The sequence below is a fragment of the Cognaticolwellia beringensis genome, assembly GCF_002076895.1.
In the GTDB taxonomy this organism is placed as follows: Bacteria; Pseudomonadota; Gammaproteobacteria; order Enterobacterales; family Alteromonadaceae; genus Cognaticolwellia; species Cognaticolwellia beringensis.
In genome coordinates this window covers 3995949-4018566 of the sequence record NZ_CP020465.1, presented here as the reverse complement: position 1 = coordinate 4018566, position 22618 = coordinate 3995949, and the positions used below count along the sequence as shown (strand labels likewise).

Below are 22618 nucleotides of genomic sequence, written 5' to 3'. Positions count from 1 at the left end.
AACCTAGACAACGCAACAAGGGTCAATTCACAGCCTTATCATTATTGGAATTTACCGACTTTATAGAACGTTAATAACAGGACAATAAACATTGACTTGGCCTAACGAAAAACGCCAAGCAATGATTAATTGCTTGGCGTATGTATTACCTAGTTTTGAAACTCTATTGTAAAGCTGTGTTTAAGCCCTACGATTGGTTACGGCTTGGTCTAATTCAGCCAGTAGCGTTTCAGTATCTTGCCAACCGATACAAGCATCAGTAATGCTTTGTCCGTAAGTGCCTTTCTCACCTATAGCTAGGTCTTGACGGCCTTCAACTAAGTGACTTTCTACCATAACACCAAAAATATTTTTATTACCGCTACTCATTTGTTCACAAACATCACGACACACTAACATTTGATTTTCAAACTTTTTACTACTGTTAGCATGACTAAAATCGATCATGATATTGGTATTTAAACCTGATTTATCTAGCTGTTCTGTCACTGTTTTAACACTTTCAGCATCAAAGTTTGTTTTTCTACCACCACGTAAAATAATATGGCAATCTTCATTACCTGTAGTTTCAACTATCGCTGAATGGCCATATTTAGTAACCGAAAGGAAATGATGTGAGGCACTAGCAGCACCAATTGCATCAATAGCGACTTTAATCGTGCCATCTGTGCCATTTTTAAAGCCTACTGGACAGGATAACCCTGATGCTAGTTCACGATGCACTTGGCTTTCTGTCGTTCTTGCACCAATGGCGCCCCAACACATAAAATCAGCCATATATTGTGGGGTGATCATATCTAAAAACTCACCTGCTGTAGGTAAGCCTAAGTTATTTAAATCGAGCAATAACTTACGGCCAATGCGTAAACCGTCGTTAAGTTGGAAACTATTATCCATATAAGGGTCATTGATAAGCCCTTTCCAGCCGACCGTTGTTCTTGGCTTTTCGAAGTAAACTCGCATAACAATTTCTAGTGTGTCTTGATATTTTTCACGTAATTTAACAAGTCGCTCACCATATTCTAATGCCGCTTTAGGATCATGGATAGAACAAGGACCAATAACCACCAGTAAACGATCATCTTGGTTATTAAAAATGTTGCTAATGGCTTGTCTGCCAGAAAAAACCGACTTTGTTGCTTGCTCAGATGATGGATATCGCTCAAGTAAGGCGATAGGAGGTAAAAGTTCTTTAATGTTATTAATACGAACGTCGTCGGTTTGCTCAAACATATTGTTTCTCTTTATACTATGAATCTATTGAATGTTTACGTCTAGACACCTAGATGATTGGTCTCAAAATTAACTTATCAGTGTTACGACACTAATAGCAACATAAAATACGAAAAAAACGCTATAATAAAAAAATTCGGCTTAAGAGCATTAAAAATACGCTTATTTTAGAAAACTCTAGTCGACTTTTATCTAACAAATATAAATAGGTTCCCAATAACTATGAATAACTCTCAACTTCCACTCATTGATTTACACCGACATTTAGACGGTAATATTCGCCCTAAAACTATCTGGGCATTAGCACAACAACATAACATTGTTCTGCCTGAAACTAACTTCGAAGCTTTTATACCTCATGTACAAGTACAAGGGAGTGAAAGTGATTTATTAGCTTTCCTCAGTAAACTTGACTGGGGCGTTGCTGTGCTTAAAACGTTAGATGATTGTAAACGCATAGCCTATGAAAACGTTGAAGATGCTTTTAACGCGGGTATCCATTACGCTGAATTACGTTTTTCACCCTACTATATGGCAATGAACAACAACCTAGTCATTGCGGATGTGGTTGCTGCCGTTATAGATGGTGTTAATGCCGCCTGTAAAGTATACGACGTAAAAATTAACCTTATTGGTATTTTAAGTCGTACCTTTGGTGTAGAAAAATGCCAAGCTGAATTAGACGCCCTGTTGGCACATAAACAACATTTAGTTGCAGTTGATTTAGCCGGTGACGAATACAATTACCCAGGTGAATTGTTTGTTGAGCACTTCAAGCAAGTACAAAAAGCACAACTGAACGCCACTATTCATGCAGGTGAAGCTGCTGGGCCAGAAAGTATATGGCAAGCAATAAACCAATTACACGCTAAACGAATTGGTCATGGTGTTGCATGTCATCGCGATGAAAAGATTATGGATTATATGCTCGAACATAATATCGCTATAGAATCTTGCCTTACCTCTAACTTTCAAACAGGTACAATCAAAGATTTAAGCCAACATCCTATCAAAGGCTTTCTAGCGCGTGGATTATTGGTTTGTTTAAATACTGATGACCCGGGTGTACAAGGTATTGAGCTAAAAAATGAATATAATATTGCACGTAATACATTAGGTTTTAATGATAAAGATATAAAGCAACTACAAGAGAACTCTCTTAAAGCGAGCTTTTTATCAGACAGCGAAAAGGCAGCATTAAAGCAAAAAGTGTTAGTTAACAACTAGGCGAAGAAAAGTATTGACTGGATCATTGCATACTTTTTCAGTTAGAATCTCATTTTAAATTACAGACATATCAGTAAAACACCCTTGATAGCGGCTGAATAGATATAATATCAGCAAAGGCTAGAAACTTACTGTGATTGAACACCACTAAAAAAGGTTAACACTCATGGCAACAGCACATATAGAAGCAAAAAACGGCGACTTCGCAAAAACGGTTCTTATGCCGGGCGACCCACTTCGCGCAAAATATATCGCAGAAAATTTTCTTGATGACGCAAAATGTGTCACTCGCGTACGAAACATGTTTGGCTACACGGGAACTTATAAAGGTAAACCCGTTTCCGTAATGGGCTCAGGTATGGGTATTCCATCAATTTCAATCTACGCAACAGAATTATATAGAGACTATGGCGTTGAAAACATTATTCGTATTGGCTCTTGTGGGGCTGTACGCGATGATATAAAACTACTCGACATCATTGTAGGCATGTCCGCAAGTACCGACTCCAATGTAAATCGCTCACGTTTAAATGGCTGTGATTTCGCCGTAACTGCTGATTTTGATTTACTGAGTAGTGTAGTAAAAACTGCAGAAAAAACCGGCAAGAAAATTCGTGTTGGTAATATTTTCACTTCTGACTTATTTTACACTCCACAACCTGAAATGTTCGCCCTAATGGAAAAATACGGTATTTTAGCCGTTGAAATGGAAGCTGCAGGTTTATATGGTGTCGCTGCTGAGTACGGTAAAAAAGCTTTAACGGTATTAACCGTCAGCGATCATATTAAAACCGGTGAACAAACCACGGCTGATGAACGCGAAACAACCTTTAAAGGTATGATGGAATTAACCCTCGATAGCTTATTATAGCGGCAAAAATAGCTAACAAAAAAGCCAGTCATATGACTGGCTTTTTTACAGCTTGATAATTTATTCTAGTATTCAAAACTATCAAGAATTACAACTTAATCCTTCCTTTATTTAGTTGTAATGTTTGCGCACCTACGCCTTTAACGTTCAATAAATCATCAACCGAGTTGAATTGACCATTTGATTCACGATAAGCGACGATTGCTTTTGCTCTTTTTTCCCCAACACCTTTCAATAAAACTAAGGTTTCAATATCAGCTTTATTAATATCAACAACTTGTATTTCTGCGTTAGAAATCACTTCGGGCGCTTGATTGAAACCTGCAGCTCGAAGTGGCAATGACATTACTGTAAATAAGATAATGAGAGAATAATAGATGTGCTTTTTCATATAACCTTCCTTCTAATAAAATTAATATCCATATAAGTGAATCATCATAGATAATAATTCACTTCATTAGGTTTAGAAGTCTTGTTGTTATTTGTCAAACAATCAGGGAAAAAATAATTTTTTAATTATTGGCATTAGCTAATTGATTGGTTAATTTCTTGTAAAACAGCATGTGGATTGTCTGCTTTGGTGATCGGGCGACCAATGACTAAATAGTCAACACCAACATCTAAGGCTTCACGAGGGGTCATAATACGTTTTTGATCATCAGCATTACTCCCTGCTGGGCGAATACCTGGCGTAACAAGCTTAAATTCTTTACCTAAATGTTGTTTTAATGATTCCGCTTCCATTGCAGAGCAAACCACACCGTCTAAACCGGCCTTTTTAGTTAATGTGGCTAGCTGCAAAACATGTTCAGCAGGTGACTTAGTTATACCTATATCAGCAAGATCTTCTTCACCCATACTGGTTAACACCGTAACCGCAATCAATAATGGCGCTTTTTCACCGTACGGTAATAACGCGGCTTTGGCTTGTTGCATCATTTTAAGACCGCCAGAAGCGTGTACATTTACCATCCAAACGCCTAAATCAGCAGATGCTGCAACGGCTTTGGCAACGGTGTTAGGGATATCATGAAATTTTAAATCAAGAAAAACATCAAAACCACGATTAACAAGCTCTTTTACAAATTCAGGTCCGAAGTGAGTAAACATTTCTTTGCCTACTTTTAATCGACAGTCGCTGGGTTGAATTTTATCTACAAAAGATAAAGCCTCAACTTTGTTATCAAAATCTAAGGCGACGACAACTTTTGCATCTCTCATGCTGTTTTCCTCAATAGGTAATATTGTAATAAAAATTCTGCGCTACTTTGCGCCAAAAAGCCTGTGTAAATAACAGGCTTTTTATAACTAACAACACCTAAACGGTGAATGAAGCATGGCTTTATTCACCATCTAATCCACGTATAGGCTTCAATTGTTCCCAACCATGGCATGATGGGCATGACCAATAATGCGTGCTCGAGTTGAATCCACAAGTTCTACAACTGTAGCGGTGTTTAACATTTAAATAGGCCGTCACTAGCTCTGTGATAACTTCAAGATTATCCGAAGTACTTTCAGATTGGCTGTCGCCCATTTGCATTTTTACGAAGTGCTTAAATCCACGAATTGTTGGTCGACGTTTTAGAGCCGTTAGAATAAAAGTTTTAGCCTGATTAACGCCTTTAACTTGCTCAATATGTGTTAAATATTTGATCAGCGCACTGGTACTGCCTGTTTCGTCATAAACTTTCCTGATGAACTGAAAAAATTCTTTTTCTGCATCAAGCGCCTGATAACAAATAAACATTTTTTCGATGACATCAGGGAAAAATTCTTTATCTTGCTCATAAATGGCTTTATAGCATTGGCAAGCTTCATTGTACTGTTGATGGTTTTCGTATATTTGTGCCATTAACCAATTAGCACGAGATGAGTTAGGGTCATGACTTAATGCATTATCTAAAAGCTCAATAACGTCAATAAATTCATCTTTCTCTAAAGCTAAAGTGGCAAGTTCACAGTAAAAATTAGCTAACGTATGTAAGAGTTTTATATCACGGGTTTTGGCAATAGCTTTTTTAAGCGCAATACCTTGCTTCCAGTCTTTAGTGGATTGATAAATTTGCATTAAAGAAGTTAACGACTTTAAACCGTAAATTTTTGACTTTAATAACTTATGGAACATATCTTCAGCACGATCGTAAAGGCCTGCACTGAGAAAATCTTTTGCAAGTTCAAATACCGCTTGTTGCTTGGCACTATTGGGTAAGTGTTTTTGACGTACTAGATGCTCATGTACTTTCAACGCTCTATCAAGCTCACCACGGCGTCTGAATAAATTTGCCATCGCAAAGTGAGCTTCTACGGTATCATCTTCAACTTTTAAGGCTTCGAGCAGATAATCAATCGCTTTATCTTGTTGATTTGAAAATAAGTAATTTAAACCTGTAGAGTATTTAATTGAAAGTTCTTGTTTGGCAGAATGATCGTTTTGTTTAACGCTATTGCGCCCCATAAACCAACCATAGCCCATAGCAACAGGTAACAATAAGAATAATAAACCTAGCATACTAAGACTTCTTTCCTGCTAAAGCTTGATCTTTTTTATTGGGTTTTACCATGCTAACTAGCTTCCAAAACAGAACAAATAATAATCCTAAGACAAAACCAATAGCAGTAAATAAACCTACTGCAGTCGCAACAGAGATATTAGTTTTGGCAATCAAATAATTTAAGCTAAGCATTTGATCGTTTTGACTACCAAAAATAAATGCAATGGCAAGTAAGATAAGAAAAAGAATAACGGTAATATAAAGTCGCATAATAGTTCATCCAAAACAACACAAAAAAAAGGCATGCTCATAGCATGCCGTTTATTCATTAATTCTGCAATTACGCTATTGAAAGATTTACTCTTTCACGTAATTCTTTACCAGGTTTAAAATGCGGAACATATTTACCGTCAAGCTCTACAGACTCGCCAGTTTTTGGGTTCCGTCCCACGCGAGGAGCACGATAATGCAACGAAAAGCTGCCAAAACCTCTAATTTCAATACGCTCGCCTTTCGACAAAGTTTGCGCCATCATTTCAAGAATTTCTTTAATAGCTTGTTCTACATCTTTAGCAGCTAAATGATTTAATTTATCTGCTAATCTTTCAATGAGTTCTGATTTGGTCATTTGACCTCCAGTGTTCACTATAGCTTCGCGCCATCGGGTTTAAACATTAAGAAGAACTGCTTAAAGCAGTTCTTCTTCACTTGGTATTGCTAGGAATTAAATTTTAGCGTTTTTAAACGCTTCAGCCATTGCACTTAGACCAGAATCTTCTTCTGGAGCTTGGTTCAATGTATCCATAGCTTCACGCTCGTCTGCTTGATCTTTAGCTTTGATTGATAAGCTGATAGTGCGGTTCTTACGATCAACACCAACAAACTTAGTTTCAACGCTGTCATCAACAGATAATTCAGTAGTCGCATCTTCGATACGCTCACGTGAAATATCAGCAACACGAAGGTAACCTTCAACGCCTTCGGCTAATTCAATTTTAGCACCCTTAGCGTCTACTTCAATTACCTTACCTGTAACAATAGCACCTTTTTTGTTATCTGCAAGGTATTGATTAAACGGATCATCTTCAGTTTGCTTAACACCTAAAGAAATACGCTCGCGCTCTGGGTCAACTTGTAGTACTACAGCTGAGATTTCATCACCTTTCTTGTACTCACGAACAGCTTCTTCACCGCCAGCCCATGAAATGTCAGATAAGTGAACTAAACCGTCAATACCGCCGTCAAGACCAATGAAGATACCAAAGTCAGTGATTGACTTGATCTTACCTGATACTTTATCACCTTTGTTGAAGTTCTTAGCAAACTCTTCCCAAGGGTTCGGGATACATTGTTTAAGGCCAAGTGAAATACGACGACGTTCTTCGTCAATTTCAAGTACCATAACTTCAACTGTGTCACCTAGGTTAACAACTTTAGATGGGTGGATGTTTTTGTTAGTCCAATCCATTTCAGAAACGTGAACAAGACCTTCAACGCCTTCTTGGATTTCAACGAAACAACCGTAGTCAGTTAAGTTAGTTACGCGACCTGTAAGCTTAGCGCCTTCAGGGTAACGTTTAGCGATAGCAACCCATGGATCTTCGCCTAACTGCTTCATACCTAGAGATACACGAGTACGCTCACGATCGAATTTCAATACTTTAACTTGAATTTCATCACCAACATTTACGATTTCACTTGGGTGCTTAACACGTTTCCAAGCCATATCTGTGATGTGAAGTAGGCCGTCAATGCCGCCTAAGTCTACGAATGCACCGTAGTCAGTAAGGTTCTTAACGATACCTTTAACTTCAATGCCTTCAGCAAGAGAAGCAAGAAGTTCATCACGTTCAACACTGCTTTCTGATTCGATAACAGCACGACGAGATACAACAACGTTATTACGCTTTTGATCAAGCTTAATAACTTTAAATTCTAAATCTTTACCTTCAAGGTGAGTAGTGTCACGAATTGGACGCACATCTACTAGTGAACCAGGTAAGAAAGCACGAATGTTGCTAACTTCAACTGTGAAACCACCTTTAACTTTACCGTTGATAACACCGATAATAGTTTCTTTTTCTTCATATGCTTTCTCAAGCACTTGCCATGCTTCATGACGTTTTGCGTCATCACGAGAAAGAATAGTTTCACCGAAACCATCATCTGTAGCTTTAAGTGACACGTCAACTTCATCACCAACAGATACTTCAACTTCACCTGTTAAGCTTTTGAATTGGTCAATTGAAATAACAGATTCAGATTTTAAGCCAGCGTCTACTAAAACGTTGTCTTTTGTGATGGCAACTACAGTCCCTTTAATGATTGAACCAGGACGAGTTTCGATTGTTTTTAAACTTTCTTCAAAAAGTTGTGCAAAATTTTCAGTCATAACTTGTATATAAACTCAGTTATTAATCCAGTCAACATCATTGTTTCATGGGGTAATTAAATAATTGCCCAGTGCATCCTTACAGTAGGCATAGGTTAATTTTCAGCTTACATTAATTTTTCATTACAAAATGAAAGGATTTTACTAACCACTTCATCAATAGAAAGTTCAGTAGAATCAATAATTAATGCACCCTCTGCAGGGATAAGCGGCGCCACCTTGCGGTTTTGATCTCGCTCATCTCTTAGACGTATGTCATCCAAAAGGCGCCCGATTTTAACATCAAAGCCCTTCCCTTTCAACTGATTAAATCTTCTTTGTGCTCTTTCCTCGGCACTGGCCGTTAAAAATACTTTAACTGGCGCATCAGCAAATACGATAGTGCCCATGTCACGACCATCAGCAACTAAGCCGGGTGTAACCTTAAAAGCGCGTTGGCGTCTAAGTAATGCTTCACGAACACGAGGAAATGCCGCCACTTTTGACGCTAAAGCGCCAATTTCTTCTGTACGTATTGCATTTGAAACATCTTCGCCTTCTAAAATGACTTTACCCTCACCTACGCTGCATATTTGAAATTGTACATCGAGATGAGCCGCTATCGGCAATAAGGACTCTTCATCTTCAACACTAATATTATGGTGTTGAGCTGCTACCGCTAAAACGCGATAAATAGCGCCACTGTCTAATAAATGCCAACCGAGTTGTTCAGCGACAATACGTGCAACAGTTCCTTTACCCGCACCACTTGGTCCATCAATAGTGATGACTGGAATGCTTTCCTGCATACATTTTTCTCCTAAAGTCGAAAATCGGCGGCATTATACGGGATTTATCGTTCAAAATCGCGTAATAATTTATTCTGTCACTATTTAAAAAGTGAGACCGTCGATAACTTTTCAAAATAGTCAGGAAATGTTTTAGCCGTACACTTTGGATCATTAATCGTTACTGGTGTATCACTTAATGCGACAAGTGAAAAACACATGGCAACTCGGTGATCATTATAAGTATCAATGTTTGCATGTTTCAAAACTGCAGGTGGTGTTATCGAAATATAGTCTTCACCTTCTACTACTTCAGCGCCTACTTTTCTTAACTCCGTTGCCATTGCGGTTAAGCGGTCGGTTTCTTTTACACGCCAATTGTAGATATTTCGAATCGTGGTGGTGCCTTTGGCGAAGAGTGCCGTTGTCGCAATGGTCATCGCCGCATCAGGTATATGGTTCATATCCATATCCACCGCAGTAAGCGGTTTACCAATAACGGTTATTGACTCATCGTTCCAAATAACTTCTGCACCCATTTTTTCAAGCACATCAGCAAAATGTTTATCGCCTTGAACACTTAATTTACCTACGCCGTGTACCGTAATCTCACCGCCTTTAATTGCACCAGCCGCTAAGAAATATGATGCTGATGATGCATCACCTTCTACCATATATTTTTCAACCGCTTGATAAGACTGATTACCTTTTACGGTAAACGACTGATAATCGTTGTTTTGTACTGTTACGCCAAACCTAGCCATAATATCTAGCGTTATATCAATGTAAGGCTTTGAGACTAATTCACCTTCAATATTGATGTTAGTATCAGTTTTTAGTAATGGTGACACCATCAAAATCGCGGTTAAAAACTGACTTGAAATTGAACCATCAATACTGACTGTACTGCCGGTTAGCTCTTTGCCCTTAATTTTGACGGGTGGAAAGTCTTTGTTTTCCAAATATTCAATATCGGCATTGAGCTGAGCTAATGCATCTACCAAGTGACCAATGGGTCTTTCTTTCATTCTTGGCTCACCGGTTAAAACAAAGTCGCCTTTACTCGCAGCAAGTGCAGCACATAACGGACGCATCGCGGTACCGGCATTGCCTAGGTATAACTCTAACGATTCATTGGCATTAAAAAAGCCGTTGTTGCCAGTAACGGTACACTCTGTGCCACAATCACTTAAAGTATATTGAATACCCAAGGTTTTTAATGCACCTAACATATAGTTGATGTCATCACTGACGAGCAGATTAGTGATTTTAGTTTCACCATTTGCAAGCGCTGCTATTAGCAATGCACGATTAGACAAGCTCTTTGAACCCGGTAGAAATACTTCACCATTTATTTTAGCGATTGGATTTAAGGTTAGTTGCTCCATGTTATTTAGCCTCTGCTGCAAATTTTTTCATAAAATCTATCAACGCTTGTACGCCCTCTATCGGCATCGCGTTATAGATACTCGCGCGCATTCCGCCCACCATACGATGACCTTTAAGCGCTGTTAAGCCTTGAGCTTCAGCCTGCTTAACAAAATCAGCAGACAAACTGTCATCGATTAACCAAAAAGGTATATTCATCAAGCTTCTATTTTCTGGTGCTATAGTGTTCTTATAAAAAGTACTTTGATCAATATATTGATAAAGCAACTGAGCTTTTTGCTGATTAATATCCGCTATAGCACTAACACCACCTTTAGCGAGTAACCAGTCGAACACTAGCCCTGCTAAATACCACGCATAGGTAGGTGGGGTATTATACATTGAGCCATTTTCTGCCAGCACCTGATAATTCATAATTGATGGTGTATCTATATGAGCATTGCCCAGCAGGTCTTCGCGCACGATAACTAAAGTTAAACCTGACGGACCAATATTTTTTTGGGCTCCTGCGTAAATCAAACCAAATTTTCTGACATCAAATTCACGAGATAGAATAGTTGATGACATGTCAGCAATTAATGGGATATCACCAGTATTTGGCACGTCGAATATCTCGATACCATCTACGGTTTCATTAGGACAATAGTGCACATAAGCTGCGTTTTGGCTAATTGGCCACTCGATACTTGGTTTAACTCGTTGGGTGCCGTCGATATTGTCCATTACATTGATAATATTTATATTGCCGTAATGACTAGCTTCTTCGGCAGCAGATTTAGACCAAGCTCCTGTGACGATATAATCCGCGTATTTTGTTTCACCCAGCAAGTTTAAAGCTACAGCAGAAAACTGACCGCGCCCCCCACCATGACAAAATAACACTTTATAATTTTCAGGAATAGTCATCAGCTTACGCAGATTTGCTTCAGCGTTTTCAGCCACAGCAATAAATTCTTTACTTCTATGACTCAGTTCCATCACAGAGCTACCAGTTCCGGCAAAATTTAAAAATTCACTTTGTGCTTTTTTCATTACATCAACAGGTAACATGGCTGGACCTGCGCAAAAATTGTAAACACTAGACATCTAACACTACACCCTTCTTTATTTAACTTGTTAAATTGAAAATAGTTTCATAGGTCACATTATTAACAAGTCATTCTATTATCTCTGGGAATTACGGCTGTAATACCCTCTGTAAAAATTCACTTAAATTTCACGGCTACTAGCATACCTATTTGGTACACAGCATCAATTCATAAATCAACTTTGATATAACCATTTTTAACTTATATAAAATGAATTGATAAATTTTACGCATAAAAAAAGGCGGTTATAACCGCCTTTTTTTAAGTTAACGACGGTTACTCTTGAGTATCGTCATTATCGAGTGGAGTGTCATCGCCTTCACTCTCATCAGTTTCAGGTGTATCTACTTGTTCACCCTCAACTGCTGCAAGTGTTGGCACTGGCTCGCCATTCTCATCTTCTTCAAATACTTCAACTTCTTCTATTTCATCGATACGTTGTAAGGCAACAACATGTTCGCCTTCAATCGTACGAATAATACGAACACCTTGAGTATTACGACCAATAACACTGACTTCACCAACACGGGTACGCACTAATGTACCGTTGTCTGTGATCAACATTATTTCGTCTTGTTCTTCAACTTGTACTGCGCCAACTACTGGGCCGTTACGCTCACTGACTTTAATTGAAACAACACCTTTAGTCGCTCGACTTTTCGCAGGGTATTCTTCCAAAGCAGTACGCTTACCATAGCCATTTTCAGTAATGGTCAATATCGGGCCATCGTTTTTCGGTACAATTAAAGACACAACTTTTTGATCGCCCTCTAACTTAATACCACGAACACCTGTACCAGTACGACCAATAGGTTTTAATGCCCATAGTTGTTCGCCAGTTTCAGGATCAACCTTTATCTCACCGGTTTCGCTGTCACGTTTTTTCTCGTTAAAGCGTACAACTTTACCCGCGTCAGAGAACAACATAATATCATTCTCACCATCGGTAATATCAACACCAATTAAGGTATCGTCATCACGTAAGTTCAAAGCAATAATACCGTTGGCACGTTGGTTTTTATATGCTGTCAACGCAGTTTTCTTCACGGTACCAGAGGCAGTAGCCATGATAATAAATTTATCTTCTGCATATTCACGTACTGGCAGAATTGCTGTAATACGCTCGCCTTCTTCAAGCGGCAGAATATTCACAATTGGACGACCACGTGCTGTACGACTTGCTAATGGTAATTGGAATACCTTCAACCAGTAAAGCTTACCGCGATCTGAGAAACATAAAATAGTATCATGGGTATTAGCAATCAATAAACGTTCAATGAAATCTTCTTCTTTCATCTTAGTTGCTGCTTTACCTTTACCACCGCGACGTTGCGCTTGGTAATCGCTTAATATTTGATACTTAACATAACCTTCATGTGAAAGCGTAACCACCACGTCTTCTTCAGTGATCAAGTCTTCCATCGATAAGTCATGTGAAGCATTAGTAATTTCAGTACGACGCTCATCACCAAACTCATCACGAATCGCTTCAAGCTCTTCACGAATAACTTCCATTAATCGAGAAGGCGTTGCCAAAATATAAAGTAATTCTGCAATCACATCTAATAAGGCTTTATATTCACTGATAATTTTTTCGTGTTCTAGACCCGTTAACTTATGTAAGCGTAAGTCTAGAATGGCTTGTGCTTGTGGTGGCGTTAAGAAATACAGACCATCACGAATACCAAATTCTTCTTCAACCCATTCAGGGCGTGCAGCGTCGTCACCCGCAGCAGCTAACATGTCAGAAACAAGACCTAAGTCCCAGCCCTGTGCTAATAATTGCTCTTTTGCTTCACTAGGTGTCGGTGAGTTCTTAATGAGAGCAATTATTGGGTCAATGTTAGAAAGTGCAATCGACAAACCTTCAAGTAAATGTGCGCGTTCACGTGCTTTGCGCAATTCAAAGATGGTTCTACGTGTTACAACTTCACGACGATGTAAAATAAAGGCATCGAGCATTTCTCGTAAGTTGAATAATTTAGGCTGACCGTTGGTCAATGCCACCATATTCAAACCAAATGAAACTTGCATTTGAGTAAGCTTATATAAGTTATTTAAAATAACTTCGCCTACTTCACCACGTTTCACTTCGATTACCATACGCATACCGTCTTTATCAGACTCATCACGTAAGGCAGAAATACCTTCTAAGCGTTTTTCTTTTACCAAGTCAGCCATTTTCTCAATCAAACGAGCCTTGTTAACTTGATAAGGTAATTCGAACACAACAATCGTTTCTTTACCCGATTTTTCATCGACTTCGATTCTAGCTCTAGCACGAATCTTAATTTTACCACGACCGGTAAGGTAAGCTTCTTGAATACCCGCTCGACCACTGATAATACCCGCAGTTGGGAAATCAGGTCCTGGTATAAACTCTAATAATTCTTCAAAAGTGATATCGCTATTTTCAATAACAGCTAAACAACCATTGATAACTTCAGTGAGGTTATGAGGCGGAATATTTGTTGCCATACCTACCGCGATACCTGAAGTACCATTAACCAGTAAGTTAGGAATGCGCGTTGGCATAACGGCTGGTATCATTTCCGTGCCGTCGTAGTTGGCAACGTAATCAACCGTTTCTTTATCTAAATCAGCCAAAATAGAATGTGCAATTTTCGACATTCTAATTTCGGTATAACGCATTGCAGCCGCTGAATCACCATCAACAGAACCGAAGTTACCTTGGCCATCTACAAGCATATAGCGTAATGAAAAATCCTGCGCCATACGAACAATTGTGTCATAAACAGCGGTATCACCATGTGGGTGATACTTACCGATAACATCACCAACAACACGTGCAGACTTTTTGTACGGCTTGTTGAAATCGTTGCCTAACACGTTCATCGCAAAAAGTACGCGACGATGCACTGGCTTTAAGCCATCACGCACATCTGGTAATGCACGACCTACGATTACACTCATTGCGTAATCTAAATAGGAGCTTTTTAGCTCATCCTCAATATTGACAGGAGCAATATTATTCGCCAAATCGGTCATAAATTGATGGTATCCCTTAACGTAAATCTAATTCAGAAAATTTCGAAATTATTATTTTTAATTAACACAGCATACTAGCATAAATATTTGTCATGCCCTACCGCTTTGTTTTGCTTAATTCTGCCGTTAAAAACGTAAAGTTTCAAGTAAATGCGAGATATTAACTTTATTCACAATACAGATCTGATTTTTATGGTATTTATTAGACAATGTTTGCTAAAAAAATGCTTAATTAATGCGCGCTGTTCGCATTTTGAGCACATGTCATGCTAAAGCGTTTGTTTTCTCATCGTCATAACTTATTTAACTCGGTTTAGCAGCTATCTCGATAAACTATTAATACAATAATTTCGCGCTATAAATAAACCGACTAGCATTTTAACTTAAATTTAAATGAATCAATTTTGACACTAGGCGTACAGTAATTATTGGTTTAGAATCGCCGTTATTAGAAGACAAATAATGATAATAGCCATGTCTAACCCTTTAAATGTTAATCCCGACGAAATTGCTAAATTTGAACAAGTAGCCAGCCAATGGTGGGAACTTGACGGTGATTTTAAGCCCTTACATCAAATTAACCCTTTACGCCGACAGTTTATTTGTCAGCATGTTGGCGATATCTTTGCTAAAAAAGTAATCGATGTGGGTTGCGGTGGCGGTATTTTAGCCGAAAGCCTAGCACAACTTGGCGCAGAAGTTACCGGGATTGATATGGGGCAAGAGCCCTTAAATGTTGCCAAACTGCATGCTTTAGAAACAGGTGTTAGCGTTGATTATCAAAAAATTACCGCCGAAGAGAAAGCGCAGCAGCAAGCACAACATTATGATGTAGTCACTTGTATGGAAATGTTAGAACATGTGCCTGATCCTGAGTCAATCGTCAGTGCCTGTGCACAAATGGTTAAGCCTGGTGGTTTCGTTTTTTTCTCAACACTAAATAAATCATTAAAAGCTTACTTATTAGCCATTGTAGCGGCCGAAAAAATATTCAAACTCGTACCCAATGGCACACATGATCACAACAGCTTCATTCGTCCATCTACATTAATAGCGTGGGCTGAGTCGTTCGATTTAAAATGTATCGATGCCGCCGGTATTCATTATAACCCGTTGACTGAAAATCATAAGTTGACCTCATCGCTTGATGTGAACTATATCCTGTGTTGCCAACGCGTTTAACATTTACAACTATAACGAATAACGCGTTGATATAAAGTATTCAATATCGACGCGGCCCCTCCTTTAAATTACCTAACGAAAAAGAGCAACATTATGTCAACCGAAAATCAAACAACAAAGCCAATTGCCAGCGTACTTTTTGATTTAGACGGCACATTATTAGATACCGCTGATGATTTAGGTGCGGCATTAAATCATGTGTTGCAACGATATAATAAACCTGTTGTAGCGGCTAAAGATTACCGTCCTGTTGCTTCAGACGGCGCATTAGGATTGCTTAACCTTGGCTTTGGTCATGATATTAAAAATTATGACTATGAAGTTTTACGTCAACAATTTCTCGATTACTACCAAGAAAATATTGCCGTGCATACTCGCCTATATTCAGGCGTAACTGAGCTTCTACAACACTTAGAGGCCAATGGAATACCCTGGGGAATTATTACAAATAAGCCAGAAGGCTTAACAAAAATACTGTTACCCCATTACCCTGAATTTATTAACTGTGCAGTAATGGTGGGTGGTGACACGCTCACTAAACGAAAGCCAGACCCAGAGCCGATATTGCATGCCTGTGAGCTAATTAATGTTAATAATCAACACTGTTACTATGTGGGTGATGCCCTGCGTGATATACAGGCAGGGAATAGTGCTTTAATGAAAACTTTTGTCGCTAATTGGGGCTATATTTTAGCTGATGAAGATTGCTTAACTTGGCAGGCTGATCACATAATTGATACACCAACCGATTTACTCGCTTTTATTAAGTAAACACGAATATAGGGGAAACTCTTTTGCTGAATGCCCCCTTTTAAGTTTCAACTTGAATCGTTATAGAGAGTGGCATTGCTCTATATTATATTGATATGAATATGTTCTGCTACATTCACAATCGACAAAGACTAACCTACCTTTTGTCGTTTACTGATCAGAGCATTTAGTTTTCTATAAAGCACCTCACCATAACCCAATCTATGTTCCTTAGAGTATTCCCTTGTTTATTCCCTAAAAAGCACCTATTTCAGCAAATTTATATGAATAGCCATGACTAACCGTTTATTAGTGAATAATTGCGCCAATACTGCATACTCATTCAGGTTAAGAACATAAATCAATCTGCAAGCGTTGATAAAACAATCACTCGTCAATATATGTGAACAAGAATTAAGCCAAATAATTAACCCATTGAATAATATAGATTATATATTTTATATTCTCTTTTGACATATAAACCTTAAAAATTAAAATAAAATAATTTAGGGCTGAAAAAAAAGTTAAAATAAGCATTGCGTTTTATAAAAACCAAAATTAAAAAGCACTACTAAGTTAGTTGTTACTAACAGAACTTTTACTCTAAAAAAATCAAGTAATATTAGATAATTTATATCGCTTGCATTGTAGTGCAAACCTCACTATCTTGTGATTAGTTTTTTAAAAACCCCAATATATAGTGCATTTTTCATTCAAAGACATTTTGAATGAAATACGATTTACCTCGTATAAATGACATTTTGAGGCAATTAACATTATGAGCACCTATTTTGGGTGGTTATAACAACAAATAGATTTACAGGTCTTTCATGAATAACAAACTCTTTGTTACAAAACGCAATGGTTCAAAAGAACTCATCGACTTAGAAAAAATCCACAAAGTTATTGCTTGGGCAGCTAATGGCCTAGACAATGTTTCGGTGTCTCAAGTTGAATTGAAATCTCATATTCAGTTTTATGACGGTATTAAAACCGCTGACATTCATGAAACCATTATTAAATCAGCCGCTGATTTAATCTCGGAAGAAACGCCTGATTATCAATACCTATCAGCACGCTTAGCTATATTCCATTTGCGTAAAAAAGCTTACGGACAGTTTGAGCCACCTAAGCTTTACCCACATGTAGTAAAACTAGTTGAAGCAGGTAAATACGATCAGCATTTATTAACTGATTACAGCGCTGAAGAATTCGAACAGTTAGAAGCTTTTATGGATCACGGTCGTGATCTAGATTTCAGTTATGCAGCGGTAAAACAGTTAGAAGGTAAATACCTTGTTCAAAACCGTGTAACCGGTGAAATTTATGAAAGTGCGCAATTTCTTTATATTTTAGTAGCGGCTTGTTTATTCGCTAAATACCCGAAAGAAACCCGTCTAGATTATGTTAAAGGTTTTTATAACGCTATCTCTACCTTTAAGCTTTCACTACCAACACCTATTATGGCAGGTGTTCGAACGCCAACTCGCCAATTTTCGTCTTGTGTATTAATTGAATGTGGCGATAGCTTAGATTCAATTAACGCGACAACAAGTTCAATTGTAAAATATGTTTCTCAGCGTGCAGGCATTGGTATTAATGCCGGTCGTATTCGCGCACTAGGCAGTACAATACGTAATGGTGAAGCATTCCATACTGGTTGTATTCCATTTTATAAACTTTTTCAAACAGCGGTTAAAAGCTGTTCGCAAGGTGGAGTTCGTGGTGGCGCAGCTACCCTATTCTATCCACTTTGGCATTTAGAAGTTGAAAGTCTACTGGTCCTTAAAAATAACCGTGGTGTTGAAGAGAACCGCGTTCGCCATTTAGATTACGGCGTGCAGTTTAATAAATTGATGTATCAACGTTTGATTAAAGGTCAATCAATTACCTTATTTAGTCCAAGTGATGTTCCTGGCTTATACGATGCCTTCTTTGAAGATCAAGATAAATTTGAAGAGCTATACGTTAAATACGAAGCGGATGCTTCAATTCGTAAAAAGTGTATTAAAGCGATTGAACTGTTTACTTTATTTGCCCAAGAGCGTGCGAGTACGGGTCGTATCTATTTACAAAATGTTGATCACTGTAATACACATTCACCATTTGATCCAAGTGTTGCCCCTATTCGTCAAAGCAATTTATGTTTAGAAATTGCCTTACCAACGAAACCAATGAAGGATGTTAACGATCCTGATGGTGAGATTGCGCTATGTACATTATCAGCCTTTAACTTAGGCGCTATTGACAGCCTTGACGAATTAGCAGGCTTAGCTGATTTAGCCGTACGTGCATTAGACAGTTTATTAGATTATCAAGACTATCCAGTTCCGGCTGCACATACCGCAACTATGGGCCGTCGTACATTAGGTATAGGTGTTATTAACTACGCTTATTACTTAGCAAAAAATGGCGTTTTCTACTCAAACGGTAGTGCGAATAACTTAACTCATCGAACTTTTGAAGCTATTCAATACTATTTATTAAAAGCGTCAAACGAATTAGCGATTGAACAAGGTGCATGTCCTAAGTTTAATGAAACGCGTTTATCACAGGGTATATTACCTATCGATACTTACAAAAAAGAAATCGATAACATTACCGGTGAAGCACTTCATTTAGATTGGGAATCACTGCGCGCTAGTATCAAAAAGCACGGAGTTAGAAACTCAACGGTATCGGCACTAATGCCGTCAGAAACCTCATCTCAAATATCTAATGCAACCAATGGTATTGAGCCACCTCGTGGTTTAATCAGCATTAAAGCAAGTAAAGATGGTGTTTTAAAGCAAGTCGTACCTGAGTATCAACGATTAAAAGATAACTACGAATTACTGTGGAATATTCCAAGTAACGAAGGTTACTTACAGTTAGTTGGGATTATGCAAAAGTTTATTGACCAAACTATTTCAGCTAACACCAACTACGACCCTTCACGCTTTGAAGGTGGTAAAGTGCCAATCAAACAAGTGTTAAAAGACATTTTAACCGCCTACAAGCTTGGTATTAAAACCATGTATTATCACAACACTCGTGATGGCGCTGATGACAATCAAATAGATGTTGATGACGATTGTGCCGGTGGCGCTTGTAAGATTTAGCGTATCATCAGAGGAAAACATAAGGTTTTCCTCTTTTTTTGCCAACATATTTGTATGGCAAAAAAACTAATAAAAACTAGATAAATTACCATTAAGTAATGAAATACTGCCCTCAAATGGCGTTATTTCAAGGAGATATAAATGTCGTACACTACGTTTAACCAAACAGCTAACAATGCCTTGTTAGAGCCAATGTTTTTGGGAAACAGTGTTAATATTGCACGATACGATCAACAACGTTATATGGCGTTTGAAAAACTGATTGAAAAACAATTATCGTTTTTTTGGCGTCCAGAAGAAATTGATGTATCAAAAGACCGTGCCGATTGGCAGAGTTTAACTGACTCTGAAAAACATATTTTTATTTCTAACTTAAAATATCAAACGTTACTTGATTCAATGGCTGCTCGTTCAGTAAACGCCGTATTATTGCCACTGGTTTCATTACCAGAAGTTGAAACATGGGTAGAGACATGGGCGTTCAGTGAAACGATTCACTCACGTTCATACACCCACATTTTACGTAATTTATTTACCGACCCTAGTGAAGTGTTTGACGATATCATGGTGAATCCTGCCATTTTAAAGCGCGCCTCAAGTATCGCACAATATTTTGACGCCGTTATTATCACTACACAATTATTACAATCGCAAGGTGCTGGTAGCTATGAAGTTGACGGTAAGACGATTGAAGTCAGCGAACGTAAATTGAAAGAACGCCTATTTTTAGCTATATGTTCGGTAAATGCTTTAGAAGCTATTCGCTTTTATGTTAGTTTTGCTTGCTCATTCGCCTTTGCTGAGCGTGAGTTACTTGAAGGTAATGCAAAAATCATCAAACTTATTGCTCGTGACGAAGCACTCCATTTAACCGGTACACAGCATATTCTAAACAACTGGATGTCAGGTAAAGACGACCCTGAAATGCAAGAAATTGCCACAACGTTACGTGAGCAAGGTAAACAAATATTCTTAGACGTTGTCGATCAAGAAAAAGAATGGGCTGACTATCTATTTAAAGATGGCTCTATGATTGGTCTTAACGCTGCTATTTTAAAACAATACATTGAGTACATCAGTAACCAACGTTTAAGTGCTATCGGCTTTGATGCACCCTATGACATCAAAAGTAATCCACTACCGTGGATGAACTCTTATTTGGTTAGTGATAACGTCCAAGTGGCCCCACAAGAAACCGAGATATCTAGTTACTTAGTTGGCCAGGTAGACTCGTCAGTATCAAGTGACGACTTCGACGATTTCGACTTATAGTATTTATGCCTTTTAGTATTACGGTCGAGGGACGGGAAATAACGTTCCTCGATAAAGACAAAAACATTCTAAACACCCTAGAAAGAGAGAATATTGAGTCACATTTTCATTGTCGTGATGGATTTTGTGGCGCTTGTCGCTGCTCTTTAAAAAAGGGGACTGTTGACTATAGCCAGTACCCTTTAGCTTATATTGGTGAGAATGAAATTCTTACTTGTTGTGCGTACCCTACTTCTAACATTGAAATTACAATTGATTAGTCAAGCTCAGTGCGGAATAAGCAAAGCTACTCAGCAAGCTATTTTAGATTTATAAGCATTCATTAACCTGAGCTGAGGTAATAACAAGTTGATTAGTCATATCAAAAAACCTGTTTTTTGTCGTACTTTGTTTGCAAATAAAACAGAATATATAGCAACTAATTGAACAAAAAAAAGCAGCGATTATTCGCTGCTTTTTTATGCTTAGCCTTCACCTAGCTAGAAATTAATTCCCTTCAATATTAATTTCTACCCGACGATTGTTAAATCTTCCTGCTTCAGTGTTATTGGTATCAACAGGTTTAAGTTCACCATGACCTACTACCGTAAAGGCAGACTCAGGGAGACCGGTTGCTTGCATTAGCGCATAAGCTAAAGTTTGTGCTCGTGCTAGCGACAACGGTTGATTTTGGGCTTGTTTTCCTCGCCAATCAGTGTGACCTTCAAGCGTAACTTTTGCATTTCTGTATAAACGCAATTGAGCAGCCAATGAGTCAATTTCTTGCTGAATTTTTGCATCGACACCGGAAGAGTTAGAAGCAAACTGGATAGTAATATTAAACGGAACTGGACAACCTCTCTCATTAACGACTAGGCCTTTAACCGAATCAGGACATTGATCAGCGGTATTTAAAATACCGTCACCATCTTTATCAGGGTTTTCTGTTCGAGTGACTACTGTGGCTGGATTAGTCAGCAAAGCTTTAGGTGTAGGTGAAAGATTAGGGTTAGTTTTAGGTTGAGTGCGTGTTACTGTTCTTTTTGCTTCGCTTTCGCCAAAGAAACGGCTAATAGATAATCCTATGAATAAAGAGTCTTTGTCATAACTGTCTATTTCAAGTCGTGTCATCCACTGATCGATAAAGCGCCACTGAATACCCGCACTAAAGACAACTTGAAAGTTATTTAGTTGCTCATGTTCCCGTTCCAAGTTGCTGCTAGAATCCATCTTTGCAAGACCTGCTCTAACAAATGCATTCCAGTCATTATTAACTGGCATAAGCCAATAACCTGCCTGCGCTGCCACTCCTGAATACTCTACTTTCAAAGTATCATTAATCCCCGGGTTTTTATGTCTAAATAAAGCTTCACCTAAATTGGAATAACTTAGCTCTGCAAACCAGTGTTCGTTAAAAACAAAGCCGCCGTAAAGCTTATAACCCTTATCTTTGTCATCAAACGTTTGCCAACCAGAATTATTTTCGTAAGGTTCAAGCAAAGTCAAACCTAAAGCACCAGACACATACCAACAATAGTCACCTTCTAGTACCTTACAATCCTTTTCAGCTTGACTAGAGAAACTCATCGCCACTAATAAAACTAACGCCATAAACTGGCGTTTACTGCTGAGTACTACCATTAATAACAACCCTCCAATGATGAATAAACGACTAATATCGACACATTTAATGTCATATCTTATTGCTAAGCAGTAACAATGTAGCACTCAACAAACTTATTCATTTCTTTGCGCTAAACTCGAATGAGTAAATTCTTTATTAAATTACCTATTAAACGCTAAGTAATAACTAATTTCCTTCAGTAATTCATGTATTTAATCAATAAACCTAAAATTAATTCT

At 38.2% G+C, this 22618-nt stretch carries 19 protein-coding genes; 7 read left to right on the top strand and 12 right to left on the bottom strand.

What is annotated here, in order from left to right; all coding sequences use genetic code 11:
• Window positions 1–180: 180 nt before the first annotated feature.
• Window positions 181–1233: a 3-deoxy-7-phosphoheptulonate synthase AroG gene (gene aroG / locus B5D82_RS16900; RefSeq protein WP_081153183.1), complete on the bottom strand. Its 1053-nt coding sequence runs from the start codon at window positions 1231–1233 to the stop codon at window positions 181–183.
• A gap of 222 nt (window positions 1234–1455) precedes the next feature.
• Between aroG and add the strand changes: the two genes are divergently transcribed.
• Window positions 1456–2460 (top strand): adenosine deaminase, encoded by a 1005-nt coding sequence (gene add, locus B5D82_RS16895; RefSeq protein WP_081153181.1) that lies wholly within the window; start codon window positions 1456–1458, stop codon window positions 2458–2460.
• A gap of 166 nt (window positions 2461–2626) precedes the next feature.
• Window positions 2627–3331 (top strand): purine-nucleoside phosphorylase, encoded by a 705-nt coding sequence (deoD, locus tag B5D82_RS16890; protein WP_081153180.1) that lies wholly within the window; start codon window positions 2627–2629, stop codon window positions 3329–3331.
• An 88-nt stretch (window positions 3332–3419) separates the two neighbouring features.
• Here the strand turns inward: deoD and B5D82_RS16885 are convergent, their stop codons facing one another.
• The 10 genes from B5D82_RS16885 to gyrA form a co-directional block, all read right to left on the bottom strand.
• On the bottom strand, window positions 3420–3722 hold the full coding sequence (locus B5D82_RS16885) for a ComEA family DNA-binding protein (RefSeq protein ID WP_081153178.1): 303 nt from the start codon (window positions 3720–3722) through the stop codon (window positions 3420–3422).
• Window positions 3723–3856: 134 nt separating this feature from the next.
• Window positions 3857–4552, bottom strand: a complete 696-nt coding sequence (gene pyrF, locus B5D82_RS16880) for an orotidine-5'-phosphate decarboxylase (protein WP_081153177.1) — start codon at window positions 4550–4552, stop codon at window positions 3857–3859.
• Window positions 4553–4673: 121 nt separating this feature from the next.
• Window positions 4674–5843 carry a lipopolysaccharide assembly protein LapB gene (lapB, locus tag B5D82_RS16875; RefSeq protein ID WP_081153175.1) on the bottom strand — a complete coding sequence of 390 codons (1170 nt, stop codon included), beginning with the start codon at window positions 5841–5843 and terminating at the stop codon, window positions 4674–4676.
• A 1-nt stretch (window position 5844) separates the two neighbouring features.
• The gene (locus B5D82_RS16870; RefSeq protein ID WP_081153174.1) at window positions 5845–6096 is read right to left on the bottom strand and encodes a lipopolysaccharide assembly protein LapA domain-containing protein; all 252 of its coding nucleotides are present in this window, start codon (window positions 6094–6096) and stop codon (window positions 5845–5847) included.
• A gap of 70 nt (window positions 6097–6166) precedes the next feature.
• Window positions 6167–6472: an integration host factor subunit beta gene (ihfB, locus tag B5D82_RS16865; protein ID WP_164718178.1), complete on the bottom strand. Its 306-nt coding sequence runs from the start codon at window positions 6470–6472 to the stop codon at window positions 6167–6169.
• Window positions 6473–6550: 78 nt separating this feature from the next.
• Window positions 6551–8218 carry a 30S ribosomal protein S1 gene (gene rpsA, locus B5D82_RS16860; protein ID WP_081153171.1) on the bottom strand — a complete coding sequence of 556 codons (1668 nt, stop codon included), beginning with the start codon at window positions 8216–8218 and terminating at the stop codon, window positions 6551–6553.
• Between the two features lie 107 nt (window positions 8219–8325).
• Window positions 8326–9006, bottom strand: coding sequence for a (d)CMP kinase (gene cmk, locus B5D82_RS16855; RefSeq protein WP_081153169.1), 681 nt, complete (start codon window positions 9004–9006; stop codon window positions 8326–8328).
• An 80-nt stretch (window positions 9007–9086) separates the two neighbouring features.
• The gene (gene aroA / locus B5D82_RS16850; protein WP_081153168.1) at window positions 9087–10373 is read right to left on the bottom strand and encodes a 3-phosphoshikimate 1-carboxyvinyltransferase; all 1287 of its coding nucleotides are present in this window, start codon (window positions 10371–10373) and stop codon (window positions 9087–9089) included.
• Between the two features lies 1 nt (window position 10374).
• The gene (gene serC, locus B5D82_RS16845; RefSeq protein ID WP_081153166.1) at window positions 10375–11460 is read right to left on the bottom strand and encodes a 3-phosphoserine/phosphohydroxythreonine transaminase; all 1086 of its coding nucleotides are present in this window, start codon (window positions 11458–11460) and stop codon (window positions 10375–10377) included.
• 278 nt (window positions 11461–11738) lie between these two features.
• Window positions 11739–14471, bottom strand: coding sequence for a DNA topoisomerase (ATP-hydrolyzing) subunit A (gene gyrA, locus B5D82_RS16840; RefSeq protein WP_081153165.1), 2733 nt, complete (start codon window positions 14469–14471; stop codon window positions 11739–11741).
• A 474-nt stretch (window positions 14472–14945) separates the two neighbouring features.
• On the opposite strand from gyrA, the gene ubiG reads away from it, so the two are divergent.
• The 5 genes from ubiG to yfaE all read left to right on the top strand — a co-directional run bounded on the left by ubiG (window position 14946) and on the right by yfaE (window position 21036).
• The gene (ubiG, locus tag B5D82_RS16835; RefSeq protein WP_081154575.1) at window positions 14946–15653 is read left to right on the top strand and encodes a bifunctional 2-polyprenyl-6-hydroxyphenol methylase/3-demethylubiquinol 3-O-methyltransferase UbiG; all 708 of its coding nucleotides are present in this window, start codon (window positions 14946–14948) and stop codon (window positions 15651–15653) included.
• A 93-nt stretch (window positions 15654–15746) separates the two neighbouring features.
• Entirely contained in the window at window positions 15747–16424 is a 678-nt protein-coding gene (locus tag B5D82_RS16830) for an HAD family hydrolase (protein ID WP_081153163.1), read from the top strand.
• An 809-nt stretch (window positions 16425–17233) separates the two neighbouring features.
• Entirely contained in the window at window positions 17234–19504 is a 2271-nt protein-coding gene (gene nrdA, locus B5D82_RS16825; protein ID WP_081153162.1) for a class 1a ribonucleoside-diphosphate reductase subunit alpha, read from the top strand.
• 141 nt (window positions 19505–19645) lie between these two features.
• On the top strand, window positions 19646–20776 hold the full coding sequence (gene nrdB / locus B5D82_RS16820; RefSeq protein WP_081153160.1) for a class Ia ribonucleoside-diphosphate reductase subunit beta: 1131 nt from the start codon (window positions 19646–19648) through the stop codon (window positions 20774–20776).
• A 5-nt stretch (window positions 20777–20781) separates the two neighbouring features.
• Window positions 20782–21036 carry a class I ribonucleotide reductase maintenance protein YfaE gene (gene yfaE, locus B5D82_RS16815; protein WP_081153159.1) on the top strand — a complete coding sequence of 85 codons (255 nt, stop codon included), beginning with the start codon at window positions 20782–20784 and terminating at the stop codon, window positions 21034–21036.
• 226 nt (window positions 21037–21262) lie between these two features.
• On the opposite strand, the gene B5D82_RS16810 is transcribed toward yfaE, so the two are convergent.
• Window positions 21263–22396 carry an OmpA family protein gene (locus B5D82_RS16810; RefSeq protein WP_081153157.1) on the bottom strand — a complete coding sequence of 378 codons (1134 nt, stop codon included), beginning with the start codon at window positions 22394–22396 and terminating at the stop codon, window positions 21263–21265.
• Window positions 22397–22618: the final 222 nt, after the last annotated feature.

Excerpts from the sequence above, each read along its gene's own strand:
- nrdA (WP_081153162.1), top strand. The coding sequence starts at position 17,234 with ATGAATAACAAACTCTTTGTTACAAAACGCAATGGTTCAAAAGAACTC.
- gyrA (WP_081153165.1), bottom strand. The coding sequence starts at position 14,471 with ATGACCGATTTGGCGAATAATATTGCTCCTGTCAATATTGAGGATGAG.
- serC (WP_081153166.1), bottom strand. The coding sequence starts at position 11,460 with ATGTCTAGTGTTTACAATTTTTGCGCAGGTCCAGCCATGTTACCTGTT.
- yfaE (WP_081153159.1), top strand. The coding sequence starts at position 20,782 with ATGCCTTTTAGTATTACGGTCGAGGGACGGGAAATAACGTTCCTCGAT.
- pyrF (WP_081153177.1), bottom strand. The coding sequence starts at position 4,552 with ATGAGAGATGCAAAAGTTGTCGTCGCCTTAGATTTTGATAACAAAGTT.
- B5D82_RS16885 (WP_081153178.1), bottom strand. The coding sequence starts at position 3,722 with ATGAAAAAGCACATCTATTATTCTCTCATTATCTTATTTACAGTAATG.
- ubiG (WP_081154575.1), top strand. The coding sequence starts at position 14,946 with ATGTCTAACCCTTTAAATGTTAATCCCGACGAAATTGCTAAATTTGAA.
- B5D82_RS16810 (WP_081153157.1), bottom strand. The coding sequence starts at position 22,396 with ATGGTAGTACTCAGCAGTAAACGCCAGTTTATGGCGTTAGTTTTATTA.
- B5D82_RS16870 (WP_081153174.1), bottom strand. The coding sequence starts at position 6,096 with ATGCGACTTTATATTACCGTTATTCTTTTTCTTATCTTACTTGCCATT.
- aroA (WP_081153168.1), bottom strand. The coding sequence starts at position 10,373 with ATGGAGCAACTAACCTTAAATCCAATCGCTAAAATAAATGGTGAAGTA.
- cmk (WP_081153169.1), bottom strand. The coding sequence starts at position 9,006 with ATGCAGGAAAGCATTCCAGTCATCACTATTGATGGACCAAGTGGTGCG.
- deoD (WP_081153180.1), top strand. The coding sequence starts at position 2,627 with ATGGCAACAGCACATATAGAAGCAAAAAACGGCGACTTCGCAAAAACG.
- lapB (WP_081153175.1), bottom strand. The coding sequence starts at position 5,843 with ATGCTAGGTTTATTATTCTTATTGTTACCTGTTGCTATGGGCTATGGT.
- aroG (WP_081153183.1), bottom strand. The coding sequence starts at position 1,233 with ATGTTTGAGCAAACCGACGACGTTCGTATTAATAACATTAAAGAACTT.
- B5D82_RS16830 (WP_081153163.1), top strand. The coding sequence starts at position 15,747 with ATGTCAACCGAAAATCAAACAACAAAGCCAATTGCCAGCGTACTTTTT.
- rpsA (WP_081153171.1), bottom strand. The coding sequence starts at position 8,218 with ATGACTGAAAATTTTGCACAACTTTTTGAAGAAAGTTTAAAAACAATC.
- add (WP_081153181.1), top strand. The coding sequence starts at position 1,456 with ATGAATAACTCTCAACTTCCACTCATTGATTTACACCGACATTTAGAC.
- nrdB (WP_081153160.1), top strand. The coding sequence starts at position 19,646 with ATGTCGTACACTACGTTTAACCAAACAGCTAACAATGCCTTGTTAGAG.